Raw genomic sequence first — 25,584 nt, 5'->3', positions numbered from 1 at the left:
ATCAGACCGCCCTCATCAGCAGGGTCGCGGCGATGAGGACCGCCGCACCGCCGAACATCGAGACCGCGTACGACCGCACGAAGCCGTTCTGGAGCCTGCGCAGCCGTCCGGAGAGGCCGCCGACCGAGGCCGCCGTGCCGTTGACGACTCCGTCGACCAGGGTGTGGTCGACGTAGACCAGGGACCGCGTGAGGTGCTCGCCGCCGCGGACCAGGACCACGTGGTTGAAGTCGTCCTGGAGCAGGTCGCGCCGGGCGGCCCGGGTGAGCAGCGACCCGCGCGGGGCGACGACCGGGACCGGGCGGCGGCCGTACTGGAGCCAGGCGATCGCGACGCCGATGACCATCACCGTCACGGTGGCCGCCGTAACCGTGGCCGCGCTGATCGGCGCGTCTCCGTGGCTGTGCCCGGTGACGGGCTCCAGCCAGTGCAGGAAGCGGTCGCCGATGCTGAAGAAGCCGCCCGCGAAGACCGATCCGAAGGCCAGCACGATCATCGGGATCGTCATGGACCGCGGCGACTCGTGCGGGTGCGGCTCGGCGTGTTCGCCGTGGTGCTCGGCGGCGGGCTCCGCGCTGGCCGCCTCCGGGGAGCGCGTCGGCTGGTTGCGCCAACGCTCCTCTCCGAAGAACGTCATCAGCATCACGCGCGTCATGTAGAAGGCGGTGATGGCCGCGCCCAGCAGGGCGCAGGCGCCGAGGATCCAGCCCTCGGTGCCGCCCTTGGCGAAGGCCGCCTCGATGATCTTGTCCTTGGAGAAGAAGCCGGACAGCCCCGGGAAGCCGATGATGGCGAGGTAGCCGAGGCCGAACGTCACGAACGTGACCGGCATGTACTTGCGCAGGCCGCCGTACTTGCGCATGTCGACCTCGTCGTTCATGCCGTGCATGACCGAACCGGCGCCGAGGAACAGCCCGGCCTTGAAGAAGCCGTGCGTCACCAGGTGCATGATCGCGAAGACGTAGCCGATGGGGCCGAGGCCCGCGGCGAGGACCATGTAGCCGATCTGCGACATGGTCGAGCCGGCCAGCGCCTTCTTGATGTCGTCCTTCGCGCAACCGACGATCGCACCGAACAGGAGTGTGACGGCACCGACGACGGTGACGACGAGCTGGGCGTCCGGGGCGAGGTTGAAGATGTTGGCGGAGCGGACGATCAGGTAGACGCCCGCGGTCACCATCGTCGCGGCGTGGATCAGGGCCGAGACCGGGGTCGGGCCCTCCATCGCGTCCCCGAGCCAGGACTGCAGCGGCACCTGGGCGGACTTGCCGCAGGCGGCGAGCAGCAGCATCAGGGCGATGCCGGTGAGCGTGGCCTCGGAGGCGCCGGTGACGAGTCCGGGCTTCTCGTGCGAGCCGAGGACCGGGCCGAAGGCGAACGTCCCGAACGTCGTGAACATCAGCATGATGGCGATCGACAGGCCCATGTCGCCGACGCGGTTGACCAGGAAGGCCTTCTTCGCGGCGGTGGCGGCGCTGGGCTTGTGCTGCCAGAAGCCGATGAGCAGGTAGGACGCGAGACCCACGCCCTCCCAGCCGACGTACAGCAGGAGGTAGTTGTCGGCGAGGACGAGGATCAGCATCGCCGCGAGGAACAGGTTCAGATAGCCGAAGAAGCGGCGGCGCCGCTCGTCGTGCTCCATGTACCCGACCGAGTACAGGTGGATCAGCGAGCCGACGCCCGTGATCAGCAGTACGAACGTCATCGACAGCTGGTCGAGGCGGAAGGCGACGTCCGCCTGGAAGCCCTCGACCGGGACCCAGCTGAACAGGTGGCTCGTCAGGGTCCGGTGCTCGGCGTTCTTGCCGAGCAGGTCGGCGAAGAGGACGAGGCCGAGCACGAAGGAGACGGCGGCGAGCAGGGTGCCGATCCAGTGGCCGACGCGGTCCAGGCGCCGGCCGCCGCACAGCAGTACGGCCGCTCCGAGCAGGGGCGCCGCCACCAGCAGCGCAATCAGGTTCTCCACGATTCTTCCGACCCCTCAGAGCTTCATCAGGCTGGCGTCGTCGACCGAGGCCGAGTGGCGGGAACGGAACAGGGACACGATGATCGCGAGCCCGACCACGACCTCGGCGGCGGCGACGACCATCGTGAAGAACGCGATGATCTGGCCGTCGAGGTTGCCGTGCATCCGGGAGAAGGCGACGAACGCGAGGTTGCAGGCGTTGAGCATGAGCTCGATGCACATGAACACGACGATCGCGTTGCGCCTGATCAGTACGCCGGTGGCGCCGATCGTGAACAACAGGGCCGCGAGGTAGAGGTAGTTGACGGGGTTCACTTCGACGCCTCCTCGGCCCGCTTGAAGGTGGCCGGCTCGATCGCGGTGCGCTCCAGGCGTTCCTCGGAGCGCTGCTCCAGCGCCTTGAGGTCGTTGAGCGCCTCCTGGGAGACGTCCCGGATCTGGCCGCGCTCGCGGAGCGTCTTGCTGACCGTGAGCTCCGACGGGGTGCCGTCGGGCAGCAGGCCCGCGATGTCCACGGCGTTGTGCCGGGCGTAGACGCCGGGGGCCGGCAGCGGCGGTACGTGCTTGCCCGCGCGGACGCGCTCCTCGGCCAGCTCGCGCTGGGTCTTGGCGCGCTCGGTGCGCTCGCGGTGGGTGAGCACCATGGCGCCGACGGCGGCCGTGATCAGCAGGGCGCCGGTGATTTCGAAGGCGAAGATGTACGTGGTGAAGATGCGGGTCGCGAGGCCCTCCACGTTGCCGTTCGCGTTCGCCTGCGCCAGGCCGTTGAACTCCTTGAGGGAGGCGTTGCCGATGCCCGCGATCAGCAGGATGCCGAAGCCGAGCCCGCAGAGCAGGGCCAGCCAGCGCTGGCCCTTGATGGTCTCCTTCAGCGAGTCCGCGGCCGTGACGCCGACGAGCATCACCACGAACAGGAACAGCATCATGATCGCGCCGGTGTAGACGACGATCTGCACGATGCCCAGGAAGTAGGCGCCGTTGGCGAGGTAGAACACCGCCAGGATGATCATGGTGCCGGCGAGCGACAGCGCGCTGTGCACGGCCTTCTTCATGAACACGGTGGCCAGGGCGCCGAGCACGGCGACCGTACCGAGGACCCAGAACTGGAAGGCCTCTCCCGTGGAGGTCGAGTAGGCGGCGAGATTGCTCATGCCGTCGCCTCCTCTTCGTCGGGCCTCTCTCCCTTGGAGACGGCCACTTGCTGGACGGTGCCGGGCGCGGCCTCCGTGACCAGGCCCCGGTAGTAGTCCTGCTCGTCGGTCCCCGGGTAGATCGCGTGGGGCGTGTCGACCATGCCGTCTTCCAGACCGGCGAGCAGCTGCTCCTTGGTGTAGATCAGGTTCGCGCGGCTGGAGTCGGCGAGCTCGAACTCGTTGGTCATCGTCAACGCGCGCGTGGGGCACGCCTCGATGCACAGGCCGCACAGGATGCAGCGGGCGTAATTGATCTGGTAGACGCGGCCGTACCGCTCGCCCGGCGAGTAGCGCTCCTCGTCCGTGTTGTCGGCGCCCTCCACATAGATGGCGTCGGCGGGGCAGGCCCAGGCGCACAGCTCGCAGCCGACGCACTTCTCCAGGCCGTCCGGATGGCGGTTGAGCTGGTGCCGTCCGTGGAAGCGGGGAGCGGTGGTCTTCTGCTGCTCCGGGTACTGCTCGGTCAGCCGCTTCTTGAACATGGCCTTGAAGGTCACGCCGAAGCCGGCGACGGGATTCATGAAACCGGGCTTGGTCTCCTTGGGCTCCTCAGCCATCGGACGCCTCCTTTCCATCCAGAGATCCGTCGTCACTCTGAGTATTCACGCCACCACTGACAATCAGCTCCCGCTCCTGCCGCGAACGACGCCTCGGCACGGCCGGCAACTCCTGTCCGGGCAGCGGCGGTACGGGGAATCCGCCGGCCATCGGGTCGAATCCGGCCGGCTCCTGCACAGGCTGTGCGGCCGACTTCGCTTTCTCGCGGAAGACGTCCGCGACGAAGGAGAGCAGCAGCAGGGCGATGACACCGCCGGCGACGTAGAGCGCGATGTCCGCGAAGTCGTAGTTCTCGTTCTTGAGCGTCCGCACGGTCGCGACCGCCATCAGCCACACCACGGAGACCGGGATCAGCACCTTCCAGCCGAGCTTCATCAGCTGGTCGTAGCGGACGCGGGGGAGCGTGCCGCGCAGCCAGATGAAGAAGAACAGCAGCAGCTGGACCTTGATGACGAACCAGAGCAGCGGCCACCAGCCGTGGTTGGCGCCCTCCCAGAAGGTGCTGACCGGCCAGGGGGCCCGCCAGCCGCCGAGGAAGAGGGTCACGGACACCGCCGAGACCGTCACCATGTTCACGTACTCGGCGAGCATGAACAGCGCGAACTTGATCGACGAGTACTCGGTGTTGAAGCCGCCGACGAGGTCGCCCTCGGACTCCGGCATGTCGAAGGGGGCGCGGTTGGTCTCACCGACCATGGTGACGATGTAGATGATGAAGGAGACCGGCAGCAGAACGATGTACCAGCGGTCCTGCTGCGCCTCGACGATCGCCGACGTCGACATCGACCCCGAGTAGAGGAAGACGGAGGCGAAGGCGGCGCCCATGGCGATCTCGTACGAGATCATCTGCGCGCAGGAGCGCAGGCCGCCCAGGAGCGGGTAGGTCGACCCGGAGCTCCAGCCCGCGAGCACGATGCCGTAGATGCCGACCGAGGCGACCGCGAGGATGTAGAGCATCGCGATCGGCAGGTCGGTGAGCTGCATCGTGGTGCGCTGGCCGAAGATCGAGATCTCGTTGCCTGCCGGGCCGAAGGGGATCACCGCGATCGCCATGAAGGCCGGGATGGCCGCGACGATCGGCGCGAGGATGTAGACCACCTTGTCCGCGCGCTTGACGATGACGTCTTCCTTGAGCATCAGCTTCACGCCGTCGGCGAGCGACTGGAGCATGCCCCAGGGGCCGTGCCGGTTGGGGCCGATGCGCAGCTGCATCCAGGCGACGACCTTGCGCTCCCAGACGATGGAGAACAGCACGGTCACCATCAGGAACGCGAAGCAGAAGACGGCCTTGACGACGACGAGCCACCAGGGGTCGGTGCCGAACATCGAGAGGTCTTCCGCCGCGAGGGACGGGCTCATGCCTCCACCTCCTTGGGGGCTTCGGCTGCGGGCGTCGCCGGGCCGATGCGGACGAGAGAGCCGGGCAGCGCACCGGCGTCGGAGGCGACGCCCCCGCCCACGGAGTTCAGCGGCAGCCAGACCACGCGGTCGGGCATCTCGGTGACCTGGAGCGGGAGTTCGACGACTCCGGAGGAGCCGGTCACGGCCAGGACGTCGCCGTCCTTGACGCCGACCTCCGCGGCGGTCGCGGCCGACACGCGCGCGTGGGCCGCGTGCCGGGTCCCGGCGAGCGCCTCGTCGCCCTCCTGGAGGCGGCCCTGGTCGAGCAGCAGCCGGTGTCCGGCGAGGACGGCCTCACCCGCGGCCGGCCGCGGCAACTGGGCGCCGGTCTCCAGCGGTTCGGTGGCCCGCGGGCCGTCCCAGGCGCCGAGCCGGTCGATCTCGCCGCGCACGGTCCGCAGGTCCGGCAGACCCAGGTGGACGTCCATGGCGTCGGCCAGCATCTGCAGCACGCGCGCGTCGGTCGGCGCGAGGCGGCGGGTCATCTGGTCGGGCTTGAGCGCGGCCTCGAAGAAGCGCACCCTGCCTTCCCAGTTGAGGAAGGTGCCGGCCTTCTCGGCGACGGCGGCGACCGGCAGGACGACGTCCGCGAGCTCGGTGACCTCGCTGGGCCGCAGCTCCAGCGACACCAGGAAGCCGACCTCGCCGAGCGCCTCACGCGCGCGTGCCGGGTCGGGCAGGTCGGCGACCTCGACACCGGCGACGAGCAGCGCCTGGAGCTCACCGGTGGCGGCGGCCTCGATGATCTGCGTGGTGTCCCGGCCGTAGCGGTGCGGGAGGTCGGCGACACCCCAGGCGGCGGCGACCTCCTCACGCGCGCGCGGGTCGGTGGCCGGGCGGCCGCCCGGCAGCAGCGTCGGCAGCGCACCGGCCTCGACGGCACCGCGCTCCCCCGCCCTGCGCGGGATCCACACCAGCTGGGCGCCGGTCGCGGAGGCGGCCCGTACGGCGGCGGTCAGTCCGCCTGCCACGGCGGCCAGCCGCTCGCCGACGACGATGACGGCGCCCTCGGCCCGCAGCGCCTCGGCGGCCTTCGCGCCGCCCGCCTCCAGGCCGACGCCGCTCGCGAGCGCGTCCAGCCACTCGGTCTCGGTGCCGGGAGCCGCCGGCAGCAGCGTGCCGCCCGCCTTGGTCAGGCCGCGCGTGGCGTACGTGGCCAGCGAGAAGACCTTCTGTCCGTGCTTGCGCCAGGCCTTGCGCAGCCGCAGGAAGACGCCGGGCGCCTCCTCCTCGGCCTCGAACCCGACCAGCAGGACCGCGGGTGCCTTCTCCAGCGCGGTGTACGTGACGCCCGTACCGTCGAGGTCGCGGCCGTGGCCGGCGATCCGGGCGGCCAGGAAGTCGGCCTCCTCGCCGCTGTGCACGCGCGCGCGGAAGTCGATGTCGTTGGTGTCGAGCGCCACGCGCGTGAACTTGCTGTACGCGTAGGCGTCCTCGATGGTGAGCCGGCCACCGGTCAGCACACCGGTCCGGCCCCGCGAGGCGAGCAGCCCCTGCGCGGCGATCTCCAGCGCCTCCGGCCAGGAGGCCGGGACGAGGTCACCCTCGGGGTTGCGCACCAGGGGCGTCTCCAGCCGGTCACGCTGCTGCGCGTACCGGAAGGCGAACCGCCCCTTGTCGCAGATCCACTCCTCGTTGACCTCAGGGTCGTTGGCGGCGAGCTTGCGCATGACCTTGCCGCGCCGGTGGTCGGTGCGGGTGGCGCAGCCGCCGGAGCAGTGCTCGCACACGCTCGGGGAGGACACCAGGTCGAAGGGGCGGGAGCGGAAGCGGTACGCCGCCGAGGTGAGCGCGCCGACCGGGCAGATCTGGATGGTGTTGCCGGAGAAGTACGACTCGAACGGGTCGCCCTCACCGGTGCCGACCTGCTGGAGCGCGCCGCGCTCGACCAGCTCGATCATCGGGTCGCCCGCGACCTGGTTGGAGAACCGGGTGCAGCGGGCGCACAGCACACACCGCTCACGGTCGAGCAGCACCTGCGTGGAGATCGGCACCGGCTTCTCGTACGTCCGCTTCTTTCCCTCGAAGCGGGACTCGGCCTGCCCGTGCGACATCGCCTGGTTCTGCAGGGGGCACTCGCCGCCCTTGTCGCAGACCGGGCAGTCCAGCGGGTGGTTGATGAGGAGCAGCTCCATCACACCGTGCTGCGCCTTCTCGGCGGCCGGCGAGGTGAGGTGGGTCTTCACCACCATGCCGTCGGTGCAGGTGATGGTGCAGGAGGCCATCGGCTTGCGCTGGCCCTCGACCTCGACGATGCACTGGCGGCAGGCGCCGGCCGGGTCGAGCAGGGGGTGGTCGCAGAAGCGCGGGATCTCGATGCCGAGCTGCTCGGCGGCCCGGATGACCAGGGTGCCCTTGGGCACGCTGATCTCGGCGCCGTCGATGGTCAGCGTCACGAGATCTTCCGGCGGGACCGCCGCCTCTCCCCCGCCGGAGGGAGCGTTGGTGGTCACGGTCATGCGTTCACCTCCGTGCGGGAGTCGGCCCAGACCGTGGACTTGGCCGGGTCGAAGGGGCAGCCGCGGCCCGTGATGTGCTGCTCGTACTCCTCGCGGAAGTACTTCAGCGAGGAGAAGATCGGCGAGGCGGCGCCGTCGCCGAGGGCGCAGAACGACTTGCCGTTGATGTTGTCGGCGATGTCGTTCAGCTTGTCGAGGTCGGACATGACGCCCTTGCCGGCCTCGATGTCACGCAGCAACTGGACGAGCCAGTAGGTGCCTTCGCGGCAGGGCGTGCACTTGCCGCAGGACTCGTGGGCGTAGAACTCGGTCCAGCGGGTGACGGCGCGGACGACGCAGGTGGTCTCGTCGAAGCACTGCAGCGCTTTGGTGCCGAGCATGGAACCCGCGGCACCCACTCCTTCGTAATCAAGAGGGACGTCGAGGTGCTCGTCGGTGAACATCGGCGTCGAGGAGCCGCCCGGCGTCCAGAACTTGAGCCGGTGCCCGGGTCGCATGCCGCCGCTCATCTCCAGCAGCTGGCGCAGTGTGATGCCGAGCGGGGCCTCGTACTGGCCGGGGCTGGCGACGTGGCCGCTGAGCGAATAGAGCGTGAAGCCCGGGGACTTCTCGCTTCCCATCGACCGGAACCATTCTTTGCCCCGGTGCAGAATCGCGGGAACCGACGCGATCGATTCGACGTTATTCACCACAGTCGGGCAGGCATAGAGGCCTGCGACCGCAGGAAAGGGGGGACGGAGCCGCGGTTGACCACGGCGGCCTTCGAGCGAGTCGAGGAGTGCGGTCTCCTCACCGCAGATGTACGCGCCCGCGCCCGCGTGCACGGTGATGTCGAGATCGAGCCCGCTGCCCAGGATGTCCTTCCCGAGGTAGCCGGCCGCGTAGGCCTCGCTCACGGCCGCATGCAACCGCCGCAGCACTGGCACCACTTCACCGCGCAGATAGATGAAGGCATGCGACGACCTGATGGCGTAACACGCGATGATCATGCCCTCGATGAGGCTATGCGGGTTCGCGAAGAGGAGCGGAATGTCCTTGCAGGTTCCGGGCTCCGATTCGTCGGCGTTGACAACTAGATAGTGCGGCTTTCCATCCCCCTGGGGAATGAACTGCCATTTCATTCCCGTGGGGAATCCAGCGCCGCCGCGGCCGCGCAGACCGGAGTCCTTGACGTACGCGATCAGGTCGTCCGGTGACATCGCGAGCGCCTTGCGCAGGCCCTCGTATCCCTCGTGCCTCTTGTAGACGTCCAGCGTCCAGGACCTGTCCTCGTCCCAGAAGGCCGACAGCACGGGTGCGAGCAGCTTCTCGGGGCTGGTGTCTTTCAGCTCGGGTGCCAAGGTCATCACTCCCCCTCCTCGGCGACAGGCCCCGCCGGGTGGGTCGGGTCGGAGGCCGATGTGTCCTGCGGCGCGTCGTGCGAACTCAGGTGCTCGGTCGGTGACGGCTCGTGCACGGCGCGGTCCTGCTGCGCCCTGTCCTGCGGCTCGTCGTGCGCACCGGCGTCAGGTGAGCCGGCGTCGTGCGGACCGCCGTCGCGCGGATGGACCACGCGCGCGGGTGCGGCCTCTCCCCTGGCCAGGCGGAGGCCCACCAGCGATGCGGGTCCGGCTGCGCCGCTTGCCTCGACGGCCCCTGGCCGCTCGTCGGGGAAGCCGGCGAGGATCCGCGCGGTCTCCTTGAAGGTGCACAGCGGCGCCCCGCGCGTGGGCTGCACCGGACGGCCCGCGATCAGGTCGTCGACGAGCCGCTTGGCGCTGCCCGGGGTCTGGTTGTCGAAGAACTCCCAGTTGACCATCACGACCGGCGCGAAGTCGCAGGCCGCGTTGCACTCGATGTGCTCCAGCGTGACCTTGCCGTCCTCGGTGGTCCCGCCGTTGCCGACGCCCAGGTGCTCCTGGAGGGACTCGAAGATCGCGTCGCCGCCCATCACCGCGCACAGGGTGTTGGTGCAGACCCCGACCTGGTAGTCGCCGCTCGGCCGGCGCCGGTACATGGTGTAGAAGGTGGCGACCGCGGTGACCTCGGCCGTGGTCAGGCCGAGGATGTCCGCGCAGAACTGCATCCCGGTGCGCGTGACATGGCCTTCCTCCGACTGCACGAGGTGCAGCAGCGGAAGGAGCGCGGACCGGGAGTCGGGGTAGCGGGCGATGATCTCGCGCGCGTCCGTCTCCAGCCGGGCTCGGACGTCGTCCGGGTAGGCGGGCGCGGGCAGTTCGGGCATGCCCAGGCTGACGCCCCGCTCCGAAGAAGAGGTGGTCACCGGTCGACGCCTCCCATCACGGGGTCGATGGACGCGACGGCGACGATGACGTCGGCGACCTGGCCGCCCTCGCACATCGCCGCCATGGCCTGCAGGTTGGTGAAGGACGGGTCGCGGAAGTGGACCCGGAAGGGGCGGGTGCCGCCGTCGGACACGGCATGCACCCCGAGCTCGCCCTTGGGTGACTCGACGGCCGCGTACGTCTGTCCCGGCGGTACGCGGAAGCCCTCGGTGACCAGCTTGAAGTGGTGGATCAGGGCCTCCATGGAGGTGCCCATGATCTTCTTGATGTGGTCGAGGGAGTTGCCGAGTCCGTCGGGGCCGAGCGCGAGCTGGGCGGGCCAGGCGATCTTCTTGTCGGCGACCATGACCGGGCCGGGCTGGAGCCGGTCCAGGCACTGCTCGACGATGTGCAGCGACTGGCGCATCTCTTCCAGGCGGATCAGGAACCGCCCGTAGGAGTCGCAGGTGTCGGCGGTCGGGACCTCGAAGTCATAGGTCTCGTAGTCGCAGTAGGGCTGCGACTTGCGCAGGTCGTGCGGCAGACCGGTGGAGCGCAGGATCGGGCCGGTGGCGCCGAGGGCCATGCAGCCGGCCAGGTCGAGGTAACCGACGTCCTGCATACGGGCCTTGAAGATGGGGTTCCCGGTGGCGAGCTTGTCGTACTCCGGGAGGTTCTTCTTCATCTTCTTCACGAACTCGCGGATGTGGTCCACCGCGCCGGGCGGCAGGTCCTGCGCGAGTCCGCCGGGGCGGATGTACGCGTGGTTCATCCGCAGGCCCGTGATGAGCTCGTAGATGTCGAGAATCATTTCACGATCACGGAATCCGTAGATCATGATCGTGGTGGCGCCGAGCTCCATGCCGCCGGTGGCGATGCACACGAGGTGTGAGGAGAGCCGGTTCAGCTCCATCAGGAGCACCCGGATGATCTTGGCGCGCTCGGTGATCTGGTCCTCGATGCCGAGGAGCTTCTCGACGGCGAGACAGTAGGCGGTCTCGTTGAAGAAGGACGTCAGGTAGTCCATGCGCGTCACGAACGTGGTGCCCTGCGTCCACGTGCGGAACTCGAGGTTCTTCTCGATGCCGGTGTGCAGATAGCCGATGCCGCAGCGGGCCTCGGTGACCGTCTCGCCCTCGATCTCCAGGATCAGGCGCAGCACTCCGTGGGTGGACGGGTGCTGGGGGCCCATGTTGACGACGATGCGCTCGTCGTCGGCGCGGGCCGCGGACTGGACGACCTCGTCCCAGTCGCCACCGGTGACCGTGTAGACGGTGCCCTCGGTGGTCTCGCGCGCCGAAGCGGCGGCGGATGCGTGCGAAGTGCTCACGAGTACGACCTCCGCTGGTCCGGAGCCGGGATCTGGGCGCCCTTGTACTCGACGGGGATGCCGCCGAGGGGGTAGTCCTTGCGCTGTGGATGGCCCTGCCAGTCGTCCGGCATCATGATCCGCGTCAGGGCCGGGTGACCGTCGAAGACGATCCCGAAGAAGTCGTAGGTCTCGCGCTCGTGCCAGTCGTTGGTCGGGTACACGGAGACCAGGGACGGGATCTTCGGGTCGGCGTCCGGGGCGCTGACCTCCAGGCGGATCAGCCGGTTGTGGGTGATCGAGCGCAGGTGGTAGACGGCGTGCAGCTCGCGGCCCTTGTCGTGCAGGTAGTGGACCCCGCTGACGCCCGTGCAGAGCTCGAAGCGCAGGGCCGGGTCGTCGCGCAGGGTGCGGGCGACGCGCAGCAGGTGCTCGCGCTCGATGTGGAAGGTGAGCTCGCCGCGGTCGACGACCGTCTTCTCGATGGCGTTGTCGGGCAGGAGGCCCTGTTCCTCCAGGGCGCCCTCCAGCTCGTCGGCGACCTCGTCGAACCAGCCGCCGTAGGGGCGGGTGGCCGCCCCCGGGAGCCGGATGGAGCGGACCAGGCCGCCGTAGCCGGAGGTGTCGCCGCCGTTGTCGGCGCCGAACATGCCGCGCTGGACGCGGATCTCCTCGCCGCCGTCGCCGCGCTGGCCGGGGAGGTTGGAGGCGCCCAGGTCCTTCTCGGGGTTGACGCCGTTCGACGCCCCGTTCGCGTCGCTCATCGCAGCAGCCCCTTCATCTCGATCGTGGGCAGGGCCTTGAGCGCCGCTTCCTCCGCCTCCCGGGCCGCTTCCTCGGCGTTCACGCCGAGCTTGGAGCCCTGGATCTTCTGGTGGAGCTTGAGGATGGCGTCCATGAGCATCTCCGGCCGCGGCGGGCAGCCGGGGAGATAGATGTCGACGGGGACGATGTGGTCGACGCCCTGCACGATCGCGTAGTTGTTGAACATGCCGCCCGAGGAGGCGCAGACCCCCATGGAGATGACCCACTTGGGGTTCGGCATCTGGTCGTAGACCTGGCGCAGCACCGGCGCCATCTTCTGGCTGACCCGGCCGGCGACGATCATGAGGTCGGCCTGGCGGGGTGAGCCGCGGAAGACCTCCATGCCGAAGCGGGCCAGGTCGTAGCGTCCGGCGCCGGTCGTCATCATCTCGATGGCGCAGCAGGCCAGGCCGAAGGTGGCCGGGAAGACGGACGCCTTGCGCACCCAGCCCGCGGCCTGCTCGACGGTGGTCAGCAGGAAACCGCTCGGCAGCTTTTCTTCGAGTCCCATGAGTTAAAGGCCCCTCAGTCCCATTCCAGGCCGCCGCGCCGCCATACGTACGCGTACGCGACGAAGACGGTGAGCACGAAGAGCAGCATCTCCACGAGCCCGAAAACACCCAGGGCGTCGAAGGTGACGGCCCAGGGGTAGAGGAAGACGATCTCGATGTCGAAGACGATGAAGAGCATCGCCGTCAGGTAGTACTTGATGGGGAAGCGCCCGCCGCCGGCCGGCGTGGGGGTCGGCTCGATCCCGCACTCGTAGGCCTCGAGCTTGGCCCGGTTGTACCGCTTCGGACCGATCAGCGTGGCCATGACCACGGAGAAGATCGCAAAGCCTGCCCCGAGGGCTCCCAGTACGAGGATGGGCGCATACGCGTTCACCGCTCCTCGCTCCTCTCAGTCGGCACTGACTGCTGGCGATGGCGTCGGGTTCACTTCCGCCTCACGCGCCCCACGAACCCCGTTCGTCCCGACGAAGATCGCGAACATGTGAAGCAGGTCACAAGCCCAACTGACCCGCATCTTATGCCCGCCGGTCTGTGATCTGCGACACGGGGTATTGCACAAGCTTTGTGATCTCCACCACCTGACGAAGGATCATGAAGTCGGATGAGCGGTGATCTTCATACGTGAAGCGTCCGAGCGATCACCAGAGGTGACATTTTGGCTCGTCGGCGCAGTTGAAACGGGGTGCGGGAGCGGCGTCTCCATATCAAGAGACTTCTCGTGCATGCAAATTGGTGCTGGACGCCAGCACTTGATAGTGCGCGGCATTCACACCTGGGAGGGGGTCGCGGGGCGCGATGTGGACGCGTGCGCGCGTTCACGAGCGGGTGACGGCGAGTGGTGCGCGCGTGACGCAGCCGCTGCCGTAACCGTTGCGTGACCTCCACCACATCGATGAGAGACCTCTGAGAACCGGGCTTGGCCACCGGTCCCAACCGATGGTAGGCGCGGGGCAATTCGGGCGTAACGATGAAAGACCGTGATCACGGCCATGATGGGCTGTGCCCGCAATGTCCGTTACGGCGTCAATAAAGAACGCCACGCCCGGAATTCGAGGGGCCGGTTGAACAACTGTGGCGCAAGCCACGTTTCTTGAAGGTATGGAGGAGCCCCTGATACCGGTTGTTCTCATGTCCCACACCGCTCACATACGCAGCCACCGGAAACCCCGCCGCAGCGCGACGACTTCGCTCGCCGTGCGTGCCGGTGTCGCCGGTGGCGTTCTCAGCATGGCGGCGGCGGGCGCGTCGGCCTCGGCGAGCGCCGCCGAGACGACGCAGACGCTCGAACTGCCCACCCTCACGGCCGACCTGGCCGCGCAGGTCGCCCAGTCCGCGGACGCCACGCAGCAGGCCGCCGCGAACTACGAGCTGCAGGCCGAGCGTGACGCGGCCGCCGCCGCGGCCGCCAAGGAGGCCAAGAAGGACCTCGCCGAGGCGAAGAAGAAGGCGGAAGCCAAGAAGAAGGCCGAGGAGGCCCGCAAGGCCGCTGCCGAGGCCGCCGCCTCGCGTTCCTCGGAGCGGACCACCCTCTCCGCGTCCACGACCGTCTCGGCGCCCGCCAGCGGCTCCGTCGCGACCGTCATCGCCTTCCTCAAGGCCCAGGTGGGCGACGCCTACGTCATGGGCGGCACCGGCCCCAACGCGTGGGACTGCTCCGGCCTGGTCCAGGCCGCGTTCAAGCAGGTCGGCGTCGACCTGCCGCGCGTCTCGCAGGACCAGTCGATGTCCGGCACCGACGTGTCCCTGTCCAACCTGCAGGTCGGCGACATCCTGTACTGGGGCGCCAAGGGCTCCGCGTACCACGTGGGCGTCTACATCGGTAACGGCCAGTACCTGGACGCGGCCAACCCGTCCAAGGGCGTTGTCATCCAGGACCTGTCGGGCTACCCGGCGACGGGTGCGGTGCGCGTACTCTGACAAAACGCGCACGCGCGCACAGAACGTCGGAAGGGCCGCAGCCGCTCGGGGGCAGCGGCCCTTCCGCTTGCGCCGAAACCGGTCTGGCCCTCGGCCGGCCGGGTGTGATCTGTTGCTGTCGTCCCTCCTCAGACGACAGGAGACTCACTCATGCCCAGCGTGTTCGTACAAGGCAGGCCCGTTGACTCGTATCCGCGCCTCGCGCCCGACGCCCGCCGCGGAAAGGTGCGGCGCGTCACGGAGGTCGGCGAGCAGGTCCTGCACAAGCCGTGCCGGGACGTGACCGAGTTCGGGCCGGATCTCGCCGCCCTGATCGACGACATGTTCCTGACGATGTACATCGCGGACGGGGCCGGTCTCGCGGCGAACCAAGTCGGCGTCGATCTGCGGCTGTTCGTGTACGACTGCCCGGACGACGACGGCAACCGGCACGTCGGTCACGTCGTCAATCCCGTGCTCGACGAGGCCCCGGCCGGCCGCAGGCTCCTCGACGACCACGAGGGCTGCCTGTCCGTCCCCGGCGCCGTGATGGACGTACCGCGCCCGGAACGGGCCGTCGTGCGCGGGTACGACAGGGACGGGGCGCCGCTCGTCATCGAGGGCACGGGGTACTTCGCCCGGTGCCTGGCGCACGAGACGGACCACTGCGACGGGCACGTCTACCTGGACCGGCTCTCCCGGCGGGACCGCAAGGAGGCGCTGCGGCAGGTGGCGGACCGGCGGGACGAGGTGTTCGCCCGCCGGACCGCCAACATCGAGGCACTCAACGGCTAGTCACGCCTTCGGCGCCACCTTGCTCAGCCCGTTGATGATCCGGTCCATCGCGTCGCCGCCCGTCGGGTCGGTGAGGTTGGCCAGCATCTTCAGGGTGAACTTCATGAGCAGAGGGTGCGTCAGGCCGCGCTGGGTCGCGATCTTCATGACCTTCGGGTTGCCGATGAGCTTCACGAAGGCGCGGCCCAGCGTGTAGTAGCCGCCGTAGGTGTCCTTGAGGACCTGCGGGTAGCGCTGGAGCGCGATCTCACGCTGGGCCGGCGTGGCCCGCGCGTGGGCCTGGACGATGACGTCGGCGGCGATCTGGCCGGACTCCATGGCGTAGGCGATGCCCTCGCCGTTGAAGGGGTTCACCAGGCCGCCGGCGTCGCCGACGAGCAGCAGCCCGCGCGTGTAGTGCGGCTGGCGGTTGAAGGCCATGGGGAGGGCCGCGCCGCGGATCGGGCCGGTCATGTTCTCCGGCGTGTAGCCCCACTCCTCCGGCATCGAGGCGCACCAGGCCTTCAGCACCTCGCGCCAGTCCAGCTCCTTGAAGGAGTCAGAGGTGTTGAGGACGCCGAGGCCCACGTTGGACGTGCCGTCGCCCATGCCGAAGATCCAGCCGTAGCCCGGCAGGAGGCGCGGCTCGGGGCCGCGGCGGTCCCACAGCTCCAGCCAGGACTCCAGGTAGTCGTCCTCGTGGCGCGGCGACTCGAAGTACGTCCGTACGGCGACGCCCATCGGGCGGTCCTCGCGGCGGTGCAGCCCCATCGCCAGGGAGAGGCGGGTGGAGTTGCCGTCGGCGGCGACCACCAGCGGCGCGTGGAAGGTGACCTCCCGCTTCTCGCCGGAGTCGCCGAGCTTGGCGTGGACGCCGGTGATGCGGCCGGTGCGGTCGTCGATGATCGGGGCGCCGACGTTGCAGCGCTCGTACAGCCGGGCGCCCGCCTTCTGGGCCTGCCGGGCGAGCTGCTCATCGAAGTCGTCGCGCTTGCGGACGAGGCCGTAGTCCGGGAAGGAGGCGAGTTCCGGCCAGTCGAGCTGGAGCCGGACGCCGCCGCCGATGATGCGCAGGCCCTTGTTGCGCAGCCAGCCGGCTTCCTCGGAGATGTCGATGCCCATGGCGACGAGCTGCTTGGTGGCGCGCGGGGTGAGGCCGTCGCCGCAGACCTTCTCGCGCGGGAACGCCGTCTTCTCCAGCAGGAGGACGTCGAGACCGGCCTTGGCGAGGTAGTACGCGGTCGTGGAGCCGGCCGGCCCCGCGCCGACGACGATGACGTCGGCGGTGTTCTCGGAAAGGGGCTCGGGGTGGGGCTCGGTCACGGCGGTCACGGCGGGATCTCCCCAAGTTCGAAATCTGCGTGCCGACTAGCACTGGACATGGGCAGTCTATTCAGCACGATTGATCACCCGGCTGAAGGGCTGCCCCGTGAACCGAGCTCTCCCCGTAGTAAGGCTGCGTGTCCCCACCGACGAGGACGCCGTCGCCTGGCACCGGCTCTTCGACGACCCGGACGTCATGGAGTTCCACGGCGGCCGTTCGGCGGAGCTGTACGTCTACGAGGAACTCACCGCCCGCCAGCGCCGGCACGACGCCGAGCTGGGCTTCTGTCTGTGGACCATGCTCGACGAGGACGACCGGGTCATCGGCTTCACCGGCGCCCAGCCGTGGCCGCAGGAGTGGGGGCCGAAGGGCGAGATCGAGATCGGCTGGCGGCTCGGGCGGGCGTACTGGGGCAAGGGGTACGCCACCGCCGCCGCGCGGGAGACGCTGGAACGGCTCCGGGCGGCGGGCGTGCCGGACGTGGTGGCGATGGTCAGACCGGGCAACGAGCGCTCGGTCGCGGTCACCCGGCGCCTCGGCATGGAGCTCGCGGAGACCTTCCCGCACCCGCGGCTCCCGGAGGACGCGCTCTGCTTCCGCCTCGACCTGCGAGGCGGTCACTCAAAGTAATCAACTGTCACAGATAGCCACTTGACGCTTCCGGACGGCACCCCCGGGCGGTTACCCTTCAGATACCGCTGGGGGTGACATCTGTGCGCATAACACCGCAAAAAACACCCGAAGTGCGCGTACCGCGACTGGTCGGCCTGATGGCCATGGACGCGCGCCGGACGGCAGAGGCGACCGGCCTCTTCCTGAACGCTCCGGACCGGCCCGACTTCCGTCAGACCGTCGTCGAGTACGTCGTACGGCAGTACCCGCAGCCCAATGCCGAGGTGCCGCGAGATTCCGTGATCTACGTGTGGTTCGACTTCGGCGAAGGGGAAGGCGGCGGCGGAGTGCGCGAGCCGCGCATCCCCGGGCCCCCCACGGGAGGCCTCCAGCGTGAGCTGGACGAGCCGGGCGACCCGTACGTGACGGTCAGCTCTGCTTGAAGCCCCGGTGCAGGGCCACGACCCCGCCCGTCAGGTTCCGCCACGCCACCTTCGACCAGCCGGCCTTCTGCAGCTGCCCGGCGAGTGCGGGCTGGTCGGGCCAGGCGCGGATCGACTCGGCGAGATAGACGTACGCGTCGGGGTTCGAGGAGACCGCGCGCGCGACCGGCGGGAGGGCGCGCATCAGGTACTCGGTGTAGACCGTGCGGAAGGGCGCCCAGGTCGGGTGCGAGAACTCGCAGATCACCACCCGGCCGCCGGGCTTGGTCACCCGGTACATCTCGCGCAGCCCGGCGTCGACGTCCTGCACGTTGCGCAGCCCGAAGGAGATGGTGACGGCGTCGAAGGTGTCGTCCTTGAACGGCAGCCTCGTCGCGTCGCCGGCCGTGAGCGGCAGCCACGGGTGCTTCTTCTTGCCGACCTGGAGCATGCCGAGCGAGAAGTCGCAGGGCACGACGTACGCCCCGGTCCGCGCGAACGGCAGTGAGGAGGTCGCCGTACCGGCCGCCAGGTCCAGGATCTTCTGGGCGGGCCGGGCGTCGACCGCCTTCGCGACCTCCCTGCGCCACATCCGGTCCTGGCCGAGCGACAGCACGTCGTTCGCCAGGTCGTACCGTTCCGCCACGTCGTCGAACATCGAGGCGACTTCGTGCGGCTGCTTGTTCAGGGAAGCGCGGGTCACGGGCCCATTCTTGCAGCCGCCCTCAGGGAACAAGTCGCGGCCTCTGCTTCGCCGCCACGTCCTCCACCCATCCGCAGGCCGGCACGAACACCGCGATCAGCACCCAGCCGATCCCGAACATGAACCACTGGCTCTCCAGCGGCAGGTACTTCTCGAAGGCCGGGACGTTCCAGAACTCGTCGATCAGCGCTACGGCGAGGATCAGCGCGATCTCGTGCCAGAGGTAGATCGTCACGGCCCGCGCGTTGAAGATCGTGACGATCCTGTCCAGCCGCTTGAAGCGGGTCAGCCACGCGAAGTCGATCCCGAAGTACGCCTTCGCCCAGAACAGCAGCATCACGGACCCGGCCGACCAGAAGGCCTGCGCGAGCGGGATCTCGTCGAGGTCGTACGTCCCGATCCCGCCCTGGTGGGTGAAGGCGTACCAGCCGCCGTAGCCGATCGCGGCCGACGACAGGAGCAGGACCACCGCGGGCCGCAGCCGGTCCAGCACCCCGTCGCGGTGCGCGAAGCCGAGGATCCAGCCGAAGGGCAGCAGCGAGGACGGACTCGACGTACCGACTCCCAGGAACGCCAGGCCCAGCACGACGGCGTACCCGAGACACAGCACGCCGACGAGGAGACCGATCCGGCGCAGCAGCTTCGAGCGGCGTCCGGAGGTGTCGACGAACACGGGTCCCTCACCGACGGACCCGTTGCCACGTTTGCGACGGCGACCAAGCGGGGTGCGGTTTTCGATGGCAGGCTCGGAATGCATTCCCCGGATGCTAGGAGGCTTTATGTGCCGAAAACCCGGGCTCTCATGTGAGACGCGTATGAGACATTTCCCCTTCAGAAACACGGTTTGTTCCGTCCTGAGGCGGAAAACACGAGAGCGGGTGCATGCGCGATGCGGCGTTTCCTGAGGCCGGTGACGGGGCTGAGTTGCCTGTTCGCCCTGGCCACGGCGGGGTGCACGGCGGACACCGGTGCCGCGTCCGAGGCGGCACCGTCGCCGACCTCGTCCGTCACCGCGTACGCCCCCTACGTCAGCGCCACCGAGGCCTCCGGCACCGACTCCGCCGGGGCGCCGACGACGTACAACCTGGCCTTCGTGATCTCGGACGGCAGCAGCTGCACCCCGAAGTGGGACGGCACAACGGCGATCGACAACTCGGCTTCGGCGTCCCGGATTTCAGCGCTCAAGGAGGACGGGGCGAGCGTCCGCGTCTCCTTCGGCGGAGCGTCCGGTGAGGAGCTGGCGGAGGTCTGCGACAGTGCGGAGGAGCTGGCGGAGGCGTACGGCGACGCCCTCGACGCGGCCGGTTCCACACAGGCCGACTTCGACATCGAGGGCGACGCGCTGACCGACTCCGATTCGGTGGAGCTGCGGTCGGAGGCGATAGCGCTGCTTCAGGAGGAGCGTGGCGAGGTGACGGTGGCCTTCACGCTGCCCGTGATGCTGGCGGGGCTGGATGACGACGCCCTCGCGTTGCTGGAGTCCGCCGACAACAGTGCGGTGCAGGTCTCGACGGTCAATCTCATGACCATGAACTACGCGGAGTCGTACGACGGGGACATGGGCGACTACGCGATCACCGCGGCGAAGGCCGCGCACACGCAGTTGCGGGACGTCTTCGGTACGTCCGCCGCGACCGCGTGGGGTGGGATGGCGCTCACGTCGATGATCGGCACGAACGATGTGGACGGGGAGACGTTCACGCTGTCCGATGCCGCTCAACTGCGGGCGTTCGCGGAGGAGAAGGGGGTGGGGTGGGTGTCGATGTGGGCGACGTTCCGGGATCAGGAGTGCGAGGGGGATGAGGACGCGTTGGTCGACTGCAGTGGGGTGGAGCAGGGGGCGGGGGCGTTCGGGAAGGCGCTGGCGGGTTAGCGGCGTCTGTGTACGAGTCGGCCAGAACACACCGTGGCGATGCACTCGCCGGTCTCGGTGAATACGGCGAGGTCCGCCCGGCCGGTCTGGCGGATTGCCGCCGACTGCGTGCGCGGCAGCACGACCACGTCGTTCCTGTCGGCCGCCGCCCGGAGTTCGGGCGTATCGGCGTACTCCTCCAGGACCGCCACCGCACCCGACTTCAGTACGGCGTGGATGCGTTCGCGTGGGCTCGGGGCGTCGGGAAGCGGGCCCTCGTGGACACGGGCCGGGCCCAGGACGCCCGGCCACCTCCGCAGCCGGGCGTCCGGGAACCGCTCGCGCAGTTCCGCCAGCGTGCCCACGGCCGCGACCCGGTCCCGCTCCACCGCTACCGCGCCGTCCTTGATCGGCTCAGCAGCGGTCCACGTGGGCCGCACCTCGTCGGCGGCATGCAGCGTACGCACTAGTTGGACGCGAGGATCTTCAACTCGGGGTGAGCCGTGCCGCCCTCGATCGCCGTCGACGAGATGTGGGACATCACGCGCGCGTCCACCGGGTCGTTCGCCGGGTCGTCGTGGACGACGAGGTGCTCGTACGTCGTGGAGCGCTGGGCCGGGGTCCGCCCCGCCGTGCGGATCATGTCGATCATTTCCTGGAGGTTGGAGCGGTGCTTGGCACCGGCCGCCGAGACGACGTTCTCCTCCAGCATCACCGAGCCGAGGTCGTCCGCGCCGTAGTGCAGCGTCAGCTGGCCCGCGTCCTGGCCCGTGGTCAGCCAGGAGCCCTGGATGTGGGCGATGTTGTCCATGAAGAGCCGGGCGACCGCGATCATCCGCAGGTACTCGAAGATCGTGGCCTGGGTGCGGCCCTTGAGGTGGTTGTTCATCGGCTGGTAGAGGTACGGGATGAAGGCCCGGAAGCCACCGGTCCGGTCCTGTACGTCACGGATCATCCGCAGGTGCTCGATGCGCTCGGCGTTCGTCTCGCCCGTGCCCATGAGCATGGTGGAGGTGGACTCGACGCCCAGCCGGTGGGCCGTCTCCATGATCTCCAGCCAGCGCTCGCCGGACTCCTTCAGCGGCGCGATGGCCTTGCGCGGCCGCTCCGGCAGCAGCTCCGCGCCGGCGCCGGCGAAGGAGTCGAGACCGGCGGCGTGGATCCGCTGGATGGCCTCCTCCACACTCACCTTGGAGATGCGGGCCATGTGCTCGACCTCGCTCGCCCCCAGGCTGTGGATGACGAGCTGCGGGAACGCCTCCTTGATGGCGGCGAAGTGCTTCTCGTAGTACTCCACGCCGTAGTCCGGGTGGTGCCCGCCCTGGAACATGATCTGCGTGCCACCGAGCTCGACGGTCTCGGCACAGCGCCGCAGGATGTCGTCCAGGTCGCGCGTCCAGCCGTTCTTCGTGTCCTTCGGCGGCGCGTAGAAGGCGCAGAACTTGCACGCCGTGACGCACACGTTCGTGTAGTTGATGTTCCGCTCGATGATGTACGTCGCGATGTGTTCCGTACCCGCGTACCGCCGGCGTCGTACCGCGTCGGCGGCGGCTCCCAGCGCGTGCAGCGGGGCGTCGCGGTAGAGGTCGAGCGCCTCTTCAGGGGTGATCCGCCCACCGGCGGCGGCGCGGTCGAGGACGGACTGAAGGTCGGCCTTCTCGGTCACCGGAGCGTCCCTTTCGTCAAGGGTTGTGGACGGAAGCATCCATGTGCGCGGACCCGGCCAGCCTACGCCAGGCCGTCTTCCGGACCGACGTCAGGCCGCGTACGCCCCGATCAGCACGCCCAGGAACGCCCCCATGATCAGGAACGGGCCGAACGGGATCGCCGTCTTGCGCCCCGCTTTCCGTACGACGATCAGCGCGCCCCCGTACAGCGCCCCCAGCAGGAACCCGGCGAACGTCCCCAGCATGACCGTCGCCCAGCCGTACCAGCCGAGCACCGCTCCCGTCCCGAGCGCCAGCTTCACGTCGCCGAAGCCCATGCCGGCCGGGTTGATGAGGAAGAGCACGAAGTAGCCGCCGCCGAGGGCGAGGGAGCCGTAGAGGGCGTGGAGCCAGTCGCCGGTGTGCTCGGGCACGAACGCCGTCGCGCCGAGCAGGGCGAGCGCGGCCCCGGCGAAGGGCAGGGTCAGCGGGTCGGGCAGCCGCTGCACCTTCAGGTCCACGACCGCGAGCAGCACTCCGACCGGTGCCAGCAGCAGCCAGACGCCGATCTCGGGCCGGGTGCCGGTGGCGGCGGCGAGGGCGGCGCAGACGAGGGCGGTGACGAGGGAGAGGAGGGGGGTCGAGGGGCCGTAGGACTGGGGGCAGAGGCTGCAGCGGCCGCGGCCGAGCCACCCCCGTACCGGATGCCCGCCGGGGCACGCCGCCCGCCACGGCTCCCCCGCGGGTGCCGAGAACCGGTAGGCGGGTGTCGGCAGCAGCGCGCCCGCCGCCGCGCCCCACAGCGCGGCGGCCGCCACGAGGAGCCAGGTGCTCATCCCACGGCCGCGACGCCGTCGCGCCACGTCGGCAGCAGCTCGTCGAGCAGCGCTTCGGTGCGCGGCGGCAGCCCGCGGGCGCCGCTGCGGGCGATGAGGTCCGCGGCGAGGGCCTGGAGGCGGGCGGTGTCGCCGGTGGAGTGGGTGGCGCGGAGGAGTTCGTGCCACAGGCGCTCGTCGCCGGGCGCGGAGTTGAGGGCCGCGTTGAGCGCCTCGATGGCCTTCTCCGCGCGGTCCTTGACCAGGTGGAACTCGGAGAGCGCAAGGCCGATGTCCGCGACCAGCAGCGGGAGTTGGGCGTCGATGATCTCGTGGGTGAGCCAGCGGTAGCGCCCCTCCGGCCGGTCGGCGAGGAGCGGACCGCGCACCAGCACGAGCGCGTCGGTGAGCAGCCGGCCGCGCACGACCCGGCTGTCGACGCCCCGCCCCTGCGTGGCCTCGTGGTAGAGCGAGCGCAGCACGTCGAGGTCGGAGACGACGGACTTGGCGAGCGTGAGCCGCCCGGTCGCGTCGGCCTTGAGGCGCGGGGTGCCGTCCGGGTCGGTGCCGAGCCAGGCGCGCAGCCGGTCGAGCAGGGCCTCGCGGACGTCGTCCGTCACACCGCGCGGCCACAGCGCCGAGGACAGCACGCGCGGGTGAACGCCCTCGCGGTGCAGGAGCAGCAGGGCGAGCGCCTCGTGGAGGAGGGCGCTCCGGTCGCCGTCCGGGGTGTCGAGGCCGATGATCTCGTACGGCCCGACGAGTCGCGCGTAGACGGCCGGCCGCCCCTGCTCGCTGATGTCGACGAGGAACGGCGGTGCGGTCGTCGGGCCCTGCGGATCGTGCTCCGGGTCGGACTCGACGAACAGCTCGACGACCGCGCGCTGCAACGGCACGGGCAGCAGCTGGGCTTCGAGTTCGAGGCCGAGCAGCGGGGCGAGCAGCTTGCCCTCGCCGGTGACCTCCATCTCCCAGGCGGCGCCGGGCAGATCGCCCCTCTCGGTGCCGACGAGGTAGCCGATGCCGAGACGGCTGGCGTCGGCGGCGAGTTCGGCGAGCTTCATCGCGTCGTCGGCGGACGGCTCGGCGGCCAGGAGGACGAGGTGCGGAGCCCAACGGGTGTGCTGGGCGGGCCCGGTGCGCCCGGTGAGGACCGAGTCATGACCGGCGGCGCCCAGGGCCCCCCGCCGCTGCCGGGTCTCGGCGTCCATCGTCTCGATCAGGTCGTCGATGCCGTCGAGGTGGCGGAGCCGGTTGGGGGCGAGCGCCGTGAGGTCCTCGCCGAAGCCGACGAGGGTGATGGTCATGCGGTCCGACCAGCCATTGGTGGCGAGTTCGGCGGCGACGGACGCGAAGACGGCGGCGCGGTCGGCCTCGCTGCCGGAGAGGGACACGAGGCCGGGCACGGATTCCAGGTTCAGCAGCAGCCGGGAGTCGTCCATGGTGCCGAGGCTGACCAGGCCCGGGTACGGGGCGGCGGCGTCGACGTCCTCGTAGCGCTCGGCGTCGGCGCGGGCGAGCATCCAGAACGTCTGGTCCTGCCCGAGCTGCCAGGGCGCGGGCGGATTGCCGGACGGCTGGGCGAGCTGGAGGTGGAGGTCACCGTTGCCGCTGAGCCAGGCCGCGTACGCGGTGGGCAACGGGCGCCCCTCGGCACCGAGGGACGCGGCGAGTCCGCGCAGGGAGCGGTCGAGCAGTCGTACGCCTTCGGGGTCGGCGCCCACGAGAAGGGCGTCCTGCGCGTCTGCGGCGTCCCCGGTCGGCGTGGGCGGCTCCATGCCGCGCCGCCCGCCGACGGCACCGAAGGCCGACTGCCACAGGGCCTGCCGGCGACGCCGGCCGAGGGCGCCGAGGAGGCCGGCGGCGAGGAGGGGGGCGCCGATGAGGGCCTGGGGCAGGCCGAAGGAGGATTCCTCGCTGGAGGAAGCGGCCTGGTGGTGCTGCTCGTGGCTGGGCTGCTGGTCGGGGGCGGGGCGCTGTTCGGGGAGGGAGACATGGGAGGCGCCGCCGCCTTGGGCGTGGTCGCCTTGAGCGTGGTCTCCGGTCTTGCCGTAGTCGTGGAGCTGCTGCTGGGCGGCGGAGCCACCGGCGGCCTCGGGCATCTCGACGAGGTCGCCCCCGCGCGCGTCGCCCGGCATCTCCATGATCCAGCCGGGGCGGATGAGGCTGGCCTCGGACAGCTTGGAGCCGTCGGGCTGCACGCGGTCCTTGTTGAGCTCGAAGATCTCCTTGTACCGGCGGCCGTCGCCGAGGTGGCGCTCGGCGATCTCCCAGAGGGAGTCGTGGTGCCGGCCCTCGGGGGGCTGGATCCGGTAGTACTTCGTGTCGCCGGACTTGGCGGTGCTGCCGCCTTGCGCGTCCGCGTGGGCGGCGGCCTGGGAGGCCTGCTCGGCGAGGGCGGCGGCGGTGCTGGCCGCCTGCTCCTGCTGCTGGGCGAAGAGGCCGGGGGTCTGCTGGGCGGCGGCGACGGTGCCGCGCTGGTTCCCGTCGAGACTGTGCTGCCCGATCTGCGACAGCCCCGGCGTGAGGCTGGCGGCCGTGGCGCCGACGAGGAGGAGCGCGGCGACGAGCTGCCGGGCGAGGATCTGACTGGGCCCGGCGCCCGGGACGCGCCCCGGCACCCCGACTCCCGAGACGGCTGCCTTTATCTCCACGAGCACACAGGCGGTGAACTGCGCCCAGGCGAGCCAGACGATGACGGTGAGGATGTGGAGGAAGGTGCCGACGGTGATCTCGTTCTGCAGCCACTCCAGCTTCGGCATCCCGCTCGGCAACGGCCACCCGACCGTCACGGCGAGCGCGCCCGGGACTCCGACGACCAGGGCGGCGAGCGCCACGAACGCGAGGAACGCCTTCACGAAGTCCCCGAACGTACGCCGCCGGATCCGCACGGGCTGCGGGGTGCGGTTCCTCGGGGTGGACGAGGCGGTCGTGTTTCCCGTCGAGCTTGACGAGCTTGAGCTGCGGCGTCGTGGCATGGCGGGTGTCCTGGGTCGTGTGAGGAGGGGGTGGATACGAGGGAGTTACGTGGGAGTGCGGAAGTGCACTGAGCGTACAGAGATCTTATGTACGGC

23 protein-coding genes and 1 pseudogene are annotated in these 25,584 nt (G+C 69.8%); 5 read left to right on the top strand and 19 right to left on the bottom strand.

What is annotated here, in order from left to right; all coding sequences use genetic code 11:
• Position 1: 1 nt before the first annotated feature.
• The 12 genes from nuoL to CRP56_RS25225 are packed head-to-tail and all read right to left on the bottom strand — an operon-like array spanning position 2 to position 12,839.
• Positions 2-1,966 carry an NADH-quinone oxidoreductase subunit L gene (gene nuoL, locus CRP56_RS25280; RefSeq protein WP_097267640.1) on the bottom strand — a complete coding sequence of 655 codons (1,965 nt, stop codon included), beginning with the start codon at positions 1,964-1,966 and terminating at the stop codon, positions 2-4.
• A gap of 15 nt (positions 1,967-1,981) precedes the next feature.
• A complete protein-coding gene (nuoK, locus tag CRP56_RS25275) occupies positions 1,982-2,281 on the bottom strand; it encodes an NADH-quinone oxidoreductase subunit NuoK (protein ID WP_003974374.1) in 300 nt (99 codons plus the stop codon).
• Positions 2,278-3,117 (bottom strand): NADH-quinone oxidoreductase subunit J, encoded by an 840-nt coding sequence (locus tag CRP56_RS25270; RefSeq protein WP_097267638.1) that lies wholly within the window; start codon positions 3,115-3,117, stop codon positions 2,278-2,280. Before CRP56_RS25270 ends, nuoK begins: the two co-directional genes overlap by 4 nt.
• Positions 3,114-3,716, bottom strand: a complete 603-nt coding sequence (gene nuoI / locus CRP56_RS25265; protein ID WP_097267635.1) for an NADH-quinone oxidoreductase subunit NuoI — start codon at positions 3,714-3,716, stop codon at positions 3,114-3,116. Before nuoI ends, CRP56_RS25270 begins: the two co-directional genes overlap by 4 nt.
• Entirely contained in the window at positions 3,709-5,076 is a 1,368-nt protein-coding gene (nuoH, locus tag CRP56_RS25260) for an NADH-quinone oxidoreductase subunit NuoH (RefSeq protein WP_097267634.1), read from the bottom strand. Before nuoH ends, nuoI begins: the two co-directional genes overlap by 8 nt.
• Complete coding sequence (locus CRP56_RS25255) at positions 5,073-7,577, bottom strand: NADH-quinone oxidoreductase subunit G (protein WP_097267632.1); 2,505 nt, start codon at positions 7,575-7,577, stop codon at positions 5,073-5,075. The genes nuoH and CRP56_RS25255 overlap by 4 nt, the downstream gene beginning before the upstream one ends.
• A complete protein-coding gene (gene nuoF / locus CRP56_RS25250; protein WP_059192992.1) occupies positions 7,574-8,923 on the bottom strand; it encodes an NADH-quinone oxidoreductase subunit NuoF in 1,350 nt (449 codons plus the stop codon). The genes CRP56_RS25255 and nuoF overlap by 4 nt, the downstream gene beginning before the upstream one ends.
• The gene (gene nuoE / locus CRP56_RS25245; protein ID WP_097267630.1) at positions 8,923-9,840 is read right to left on the bottom strand and encodes an NADH-quinone oxidoreductase subunit NuoE; all 918 of its coding nucleotides are present in this window, start codon (positions 9,838-9,840) and stop codon (positions 8,923-8,925) included. Before nuoE ends, nuoF begins: the two co-directional genes overlap by 1 nt.
• Positions 9,837-11,171, bottom strand: coding sequence for an NADH-quinone oxidoreductase subunit D (locus CRP56_RS25240; RefSeq protein WP_097267628.1), 1,335 nt, complete (start codon positions 11,169-11,171; stop codon positions 9,837-9,839). Before CRP56_RS25240 ends, nuoE begins: the two co-directional genes overlap by 4 nt.
• Positions 11,168-11,914 carry an NADH-quinone oxidoreductase subunit C gene (locus CRP56_RS25235; RefSeq protein ID WP_097267626.1) on the bottom strand — a complete coding sequence of 249 codons (747 nt, stop codon included), beginning with the start codon at positions 11,912-11,914 and terminating at the stop codon, positions 11,168-11,170. The genes CRP56_RS25240 and CRP56_RS25235 overlap by 4 nt, the downstream gene beginning before the upstream one ends.
• A complete protein-coding gene (locus CRP56_RS25230) occupies positions 11,911-12,465 on the bottom strand; it encodes a NuoB/complex I 20 kDa subunit family protein (protein ID WP_030494814.1) in 555 nt (184 codons plus the stop codon). Before CRP56_RS25230 ends, CRP56_RS25235 begins: the two co-directional genes overlap by 4 nt.
• Before the next feature lie 14 nt (positions 12,466-12,479).
• Positions 12,480-12,839, bottom strand: a complete 360-nt coding sequence (locus CRP56_RS25225; RefSeq protein WP_007383963.1) for an NADH-quinone oxidoreductase subunit A — start codon at positions 12,837-12,839, stop codon at positions 12,480-12,482.
• 725 nt (positions 12,840-13,564) lie between these two features.
• Here CRP56_RS25225 and CRP56_RS25220 point away from each other — a divergent pair.
• Together CRP56_RS25220 and def are read left to right on the top strand one after the other, a co-directional pair.
• On the top strand, positions 13,565-14,383 hold the full coding sequence (locus CRP56_RS25220; RefSeq protein WP_097267624.1) for a C40 family peptidase: 819 nt from the start codon (positions 13,565-13,567) through the stop codon (positions 14,381-14,383).
• Positions 14,384-14,533: 150 nt separating this feature from the next.
• A complete protein-coding gene (gene def, locus CRP56_RS25215) occupies positions 14,534-15,157 on the top strand; it encodes a peptide deformylase (protein ID WP_097267621.1) in 624 nt (207 codons plus the stop codon).
• Here def and CRP56_RS25210 read toward each other — a convergent pair whose 3' ends face one another.
• Complete coding sequence (locus CRP56_RS25210; RefSeq protein WP_373559679.1) at positions 15,158-16,468, bottom strand: geranylgeranyl reductase family protein; 1,311 nt, start codon at positions 16,466-16,468, stop codon at positions 15,158-15,160.
• A 97-nt stretch (positions 16,469-16,565) separates the two neighbouring features.
• On the opposite strand from CRP56_RS25210, the gene CRP56_RS25205 reads away from it, so the two are divergent.
• Positions 16,566-17,090 carry a GNAT family N-acetyltransferase gene (locus CRP56_RS25205; protein WP_097274445.1) on the top strand — a complete coding sequence of 175 codons (525 nt, stop codon included), beginning with the start codon at positions 16,566-16,568 and terminating at the stop codon, positions 17,088-17,090.
• A 113-nt stretch (positions 17,091-17,203) separates the two neighbouring features.
• Positions 17,204-17,515: a PASTA domain-containing protein gene (locus CRP56_RS25200; RefSeq protein WP_097267619.1), complete on the top strand. Its 312-nt coding sequence runs from the start codon at positions 17,204-17,206 to the stop codon at positions 17,513-17,515.
• Here CRP56_RS25200 and CRP56_RS25195 read toward each other — a convergent pair.
• Positions 17,502-18,197 carry a demethylmenaquinone methyltransferase gene (locus tag CRP56_RS25195; RefSeq protein WP_097267617.1) on the bottom strand — a complete coding sequence of 232 codons (696 nt, stop codon included), beginning with the start codon at positions 18,195-18,197 and terminating at the stop codon, positions 17,502-17,504. The genes CRP56_RS25200 and CRP56_RS25195 overlap by 14 nt on opposite strands.
• 22 nt (positions 18,198-18,219) lie before the next feature.
• Positions 18,220-18,726: pseudogene (locus tag CRP56_RS25190) on the bottom strand (acyltransferase family protein); the annotation flags it as partial.
• Between the two features lie 360 nt (positions 18,727-19,086).
• Here CRP56_RS25190 and CRP56_RS25185 point away from each other — a divergent pair.
• Positions 19,087-20,070, top strand: coding sequence for a chitinase (locus CRP56_RS25185; RefSeq protein ID WP_097267612.1), 984 nt, complete (start codon positions 19,087-19,089; stop codon positions 20,068-20,070).
• On the opposite strand, the gene CRP56_RS25180 is transcribed toward CRP56_RS25185, so the two are convergent.
• From CRP56_RS25180 to CRP56_RS25165, 4 genes are all read right to left on the bottom strand, one after another.
• A complete protein-coding gene (locus CRP56_RS25180; protein ID WP_097267610.1) occupies positions 20,067-20,516 on the bottom strand; it encodes an imidazolonepropionase-like domain-containing protein in 450 nt (149 codons plus the stop codon). The genes CRP56_RS25185 and CRP56_RS25180 overlap by 4 nt on opposite strands.
• Positions 20,516-21,715 (bottom strand): cyclic dehypoxanthinyl futalosine synthase, encoded by a 1,200-nt coding sequence (gene mqnC / locus CRP56_RS25175; protein WP_097267608.1) that lies wholly within the window; start codon positions 21,713-21,715, stop codon positions 20,516-20,518. The genes CRP56_RS25180 and mqnC overlap by 1 nt, the downstream gene beginning before the upstream one ends.
• A 90-nt stretch (positions 21,716-21,805) precedes the next feature.
• A complete protein-coding gene (locus CRP56_RS25170) occupies positions 21,806-22,531 on the bottom strand; it encodes a prepilin peptidase (protein WP_097274443.1) in 726 nt (241 codons plus the stop codon).
• Positions 22,528-25,488, bottom strand: a complete 2,961-nt coding sequence (locus CRP56_RS25165; RefSeq protein ID WP_097267606.1) for a BTAD domain-containing putative transcriptional regulator — start codon at positions 25,486-25,488, stop codon at positions 22,528-22,530. Before CRP56_RS25165 ends, CRP56_RS25170 begins: the two co-directional genes overlap by 4 nt.
• Positions 25,489-25,584: the final 96 nt, after the last annotated feature.

It is taken from the genome of Streptomyces sp. TLI_55 (genome assembly GCF_900206255.1).
Lineage (GTDB): Bacteria > Actinomycetota > Actinomycetes > Streptomycetales > Streptomycetaceae > Streptomyces > Streptomyces aquilus.
This window is presented reverse-complemented; position numbering and strand designations above follow the sequence as displayed.

What these genes read in the sequence shown, in the direction of transcription:
- CRP56_RS25270 (WP_097267638.1), bottom strand. Translation starts at nt 3,117, where the DNA reads ATGAGCAATCTCGCCGCCTACTCGACCTCCACGGGAGAGGCCTTCCAG.
- nuoI (WP_097267635.1), bottom strand. Translation starts at nt 3,716, where the DNA reads ATGGCTGAGGAGCCCAAGGAGACCAAGCCCGGTTTCATGAATCCCGTC.
- nuoH (WP_097267634.1), bottom strand. Translation starts at nt 5,076, where the DNA reads ATGAGCCCGTCCCTCGCGGCGGAAGACCTCTCGATGTTCGGCACCGAC.
- CRP56_RS25255 (WP_097267632.1), bottom strand. Translation starts at nt 7,577, where the DNA reads ATGACCGTGACCACCAACGCTCCCTCCGGCGGGGGAGAGGCGGCGGTC.
- nuoF (WP_059192992.1), bottom strand. Translation starts at nt 8,923, where the DNA reads ATGACCTTGGCACCCGAGCTGAAAGACACCAGCCCCGAGAAGCTGCTC.
- CRP56_RS25235 (WP_097267626.1), bottom strand. Translation starts at nt 11,914, where the DNA reads ATGAGCGACGCGAACGGGGCGTCGAACGGCGTCAACCCCGAGAAGGAC.
- CRP56_RS25230 (WP_030494814.1), bottom strand. Translation starts at nt 12,465, where the DNA reads ATGGGACTCGAAGAAAAGCTGCCGAGCGGTTTCCTGCTGACCACCGTC.
- CRP56_RS25220 (WP_097267624.1), top strand. Translation starts at nt 13,565, where the DNA reads ATGGAGGAGCCCCTGATACCGGTTGTTCTCATGTCCCACACCGCTCAC.
- def (WP_097267621.1), top strand. Translation starts at nt 14,534, where the DNA reads ATGCCCAGCGTGTTCGTACAAGGCAGGCCCGTTGACTCGTATCCGCGC.
- CRP56_RS25185 (WP_097267612.1), top strand. Translation starts at nt 19,087, where the DNA reads ATGCGGCGTTTCCTGAGGCCGGTGACGGGGCTGAGTTGCCTGTTCGCC.
- CRP56_RS25170 (WP_097274443.1), bottom strand. Translation starts at nt 22,531, where the DNA reads ATGAGCACCTGGCTCCTCGTGGCGGCCGCCGCGCTGTGGGGCGCGGCG.
- CRP56_RS25165 (WP_097267606.1), bottom strand. Translation starts at nt 25,488, where the DNA reads ATGCCACGACGCCGCAGCTCAAGCTCGTCAAGCTCGACGGGAAACACG.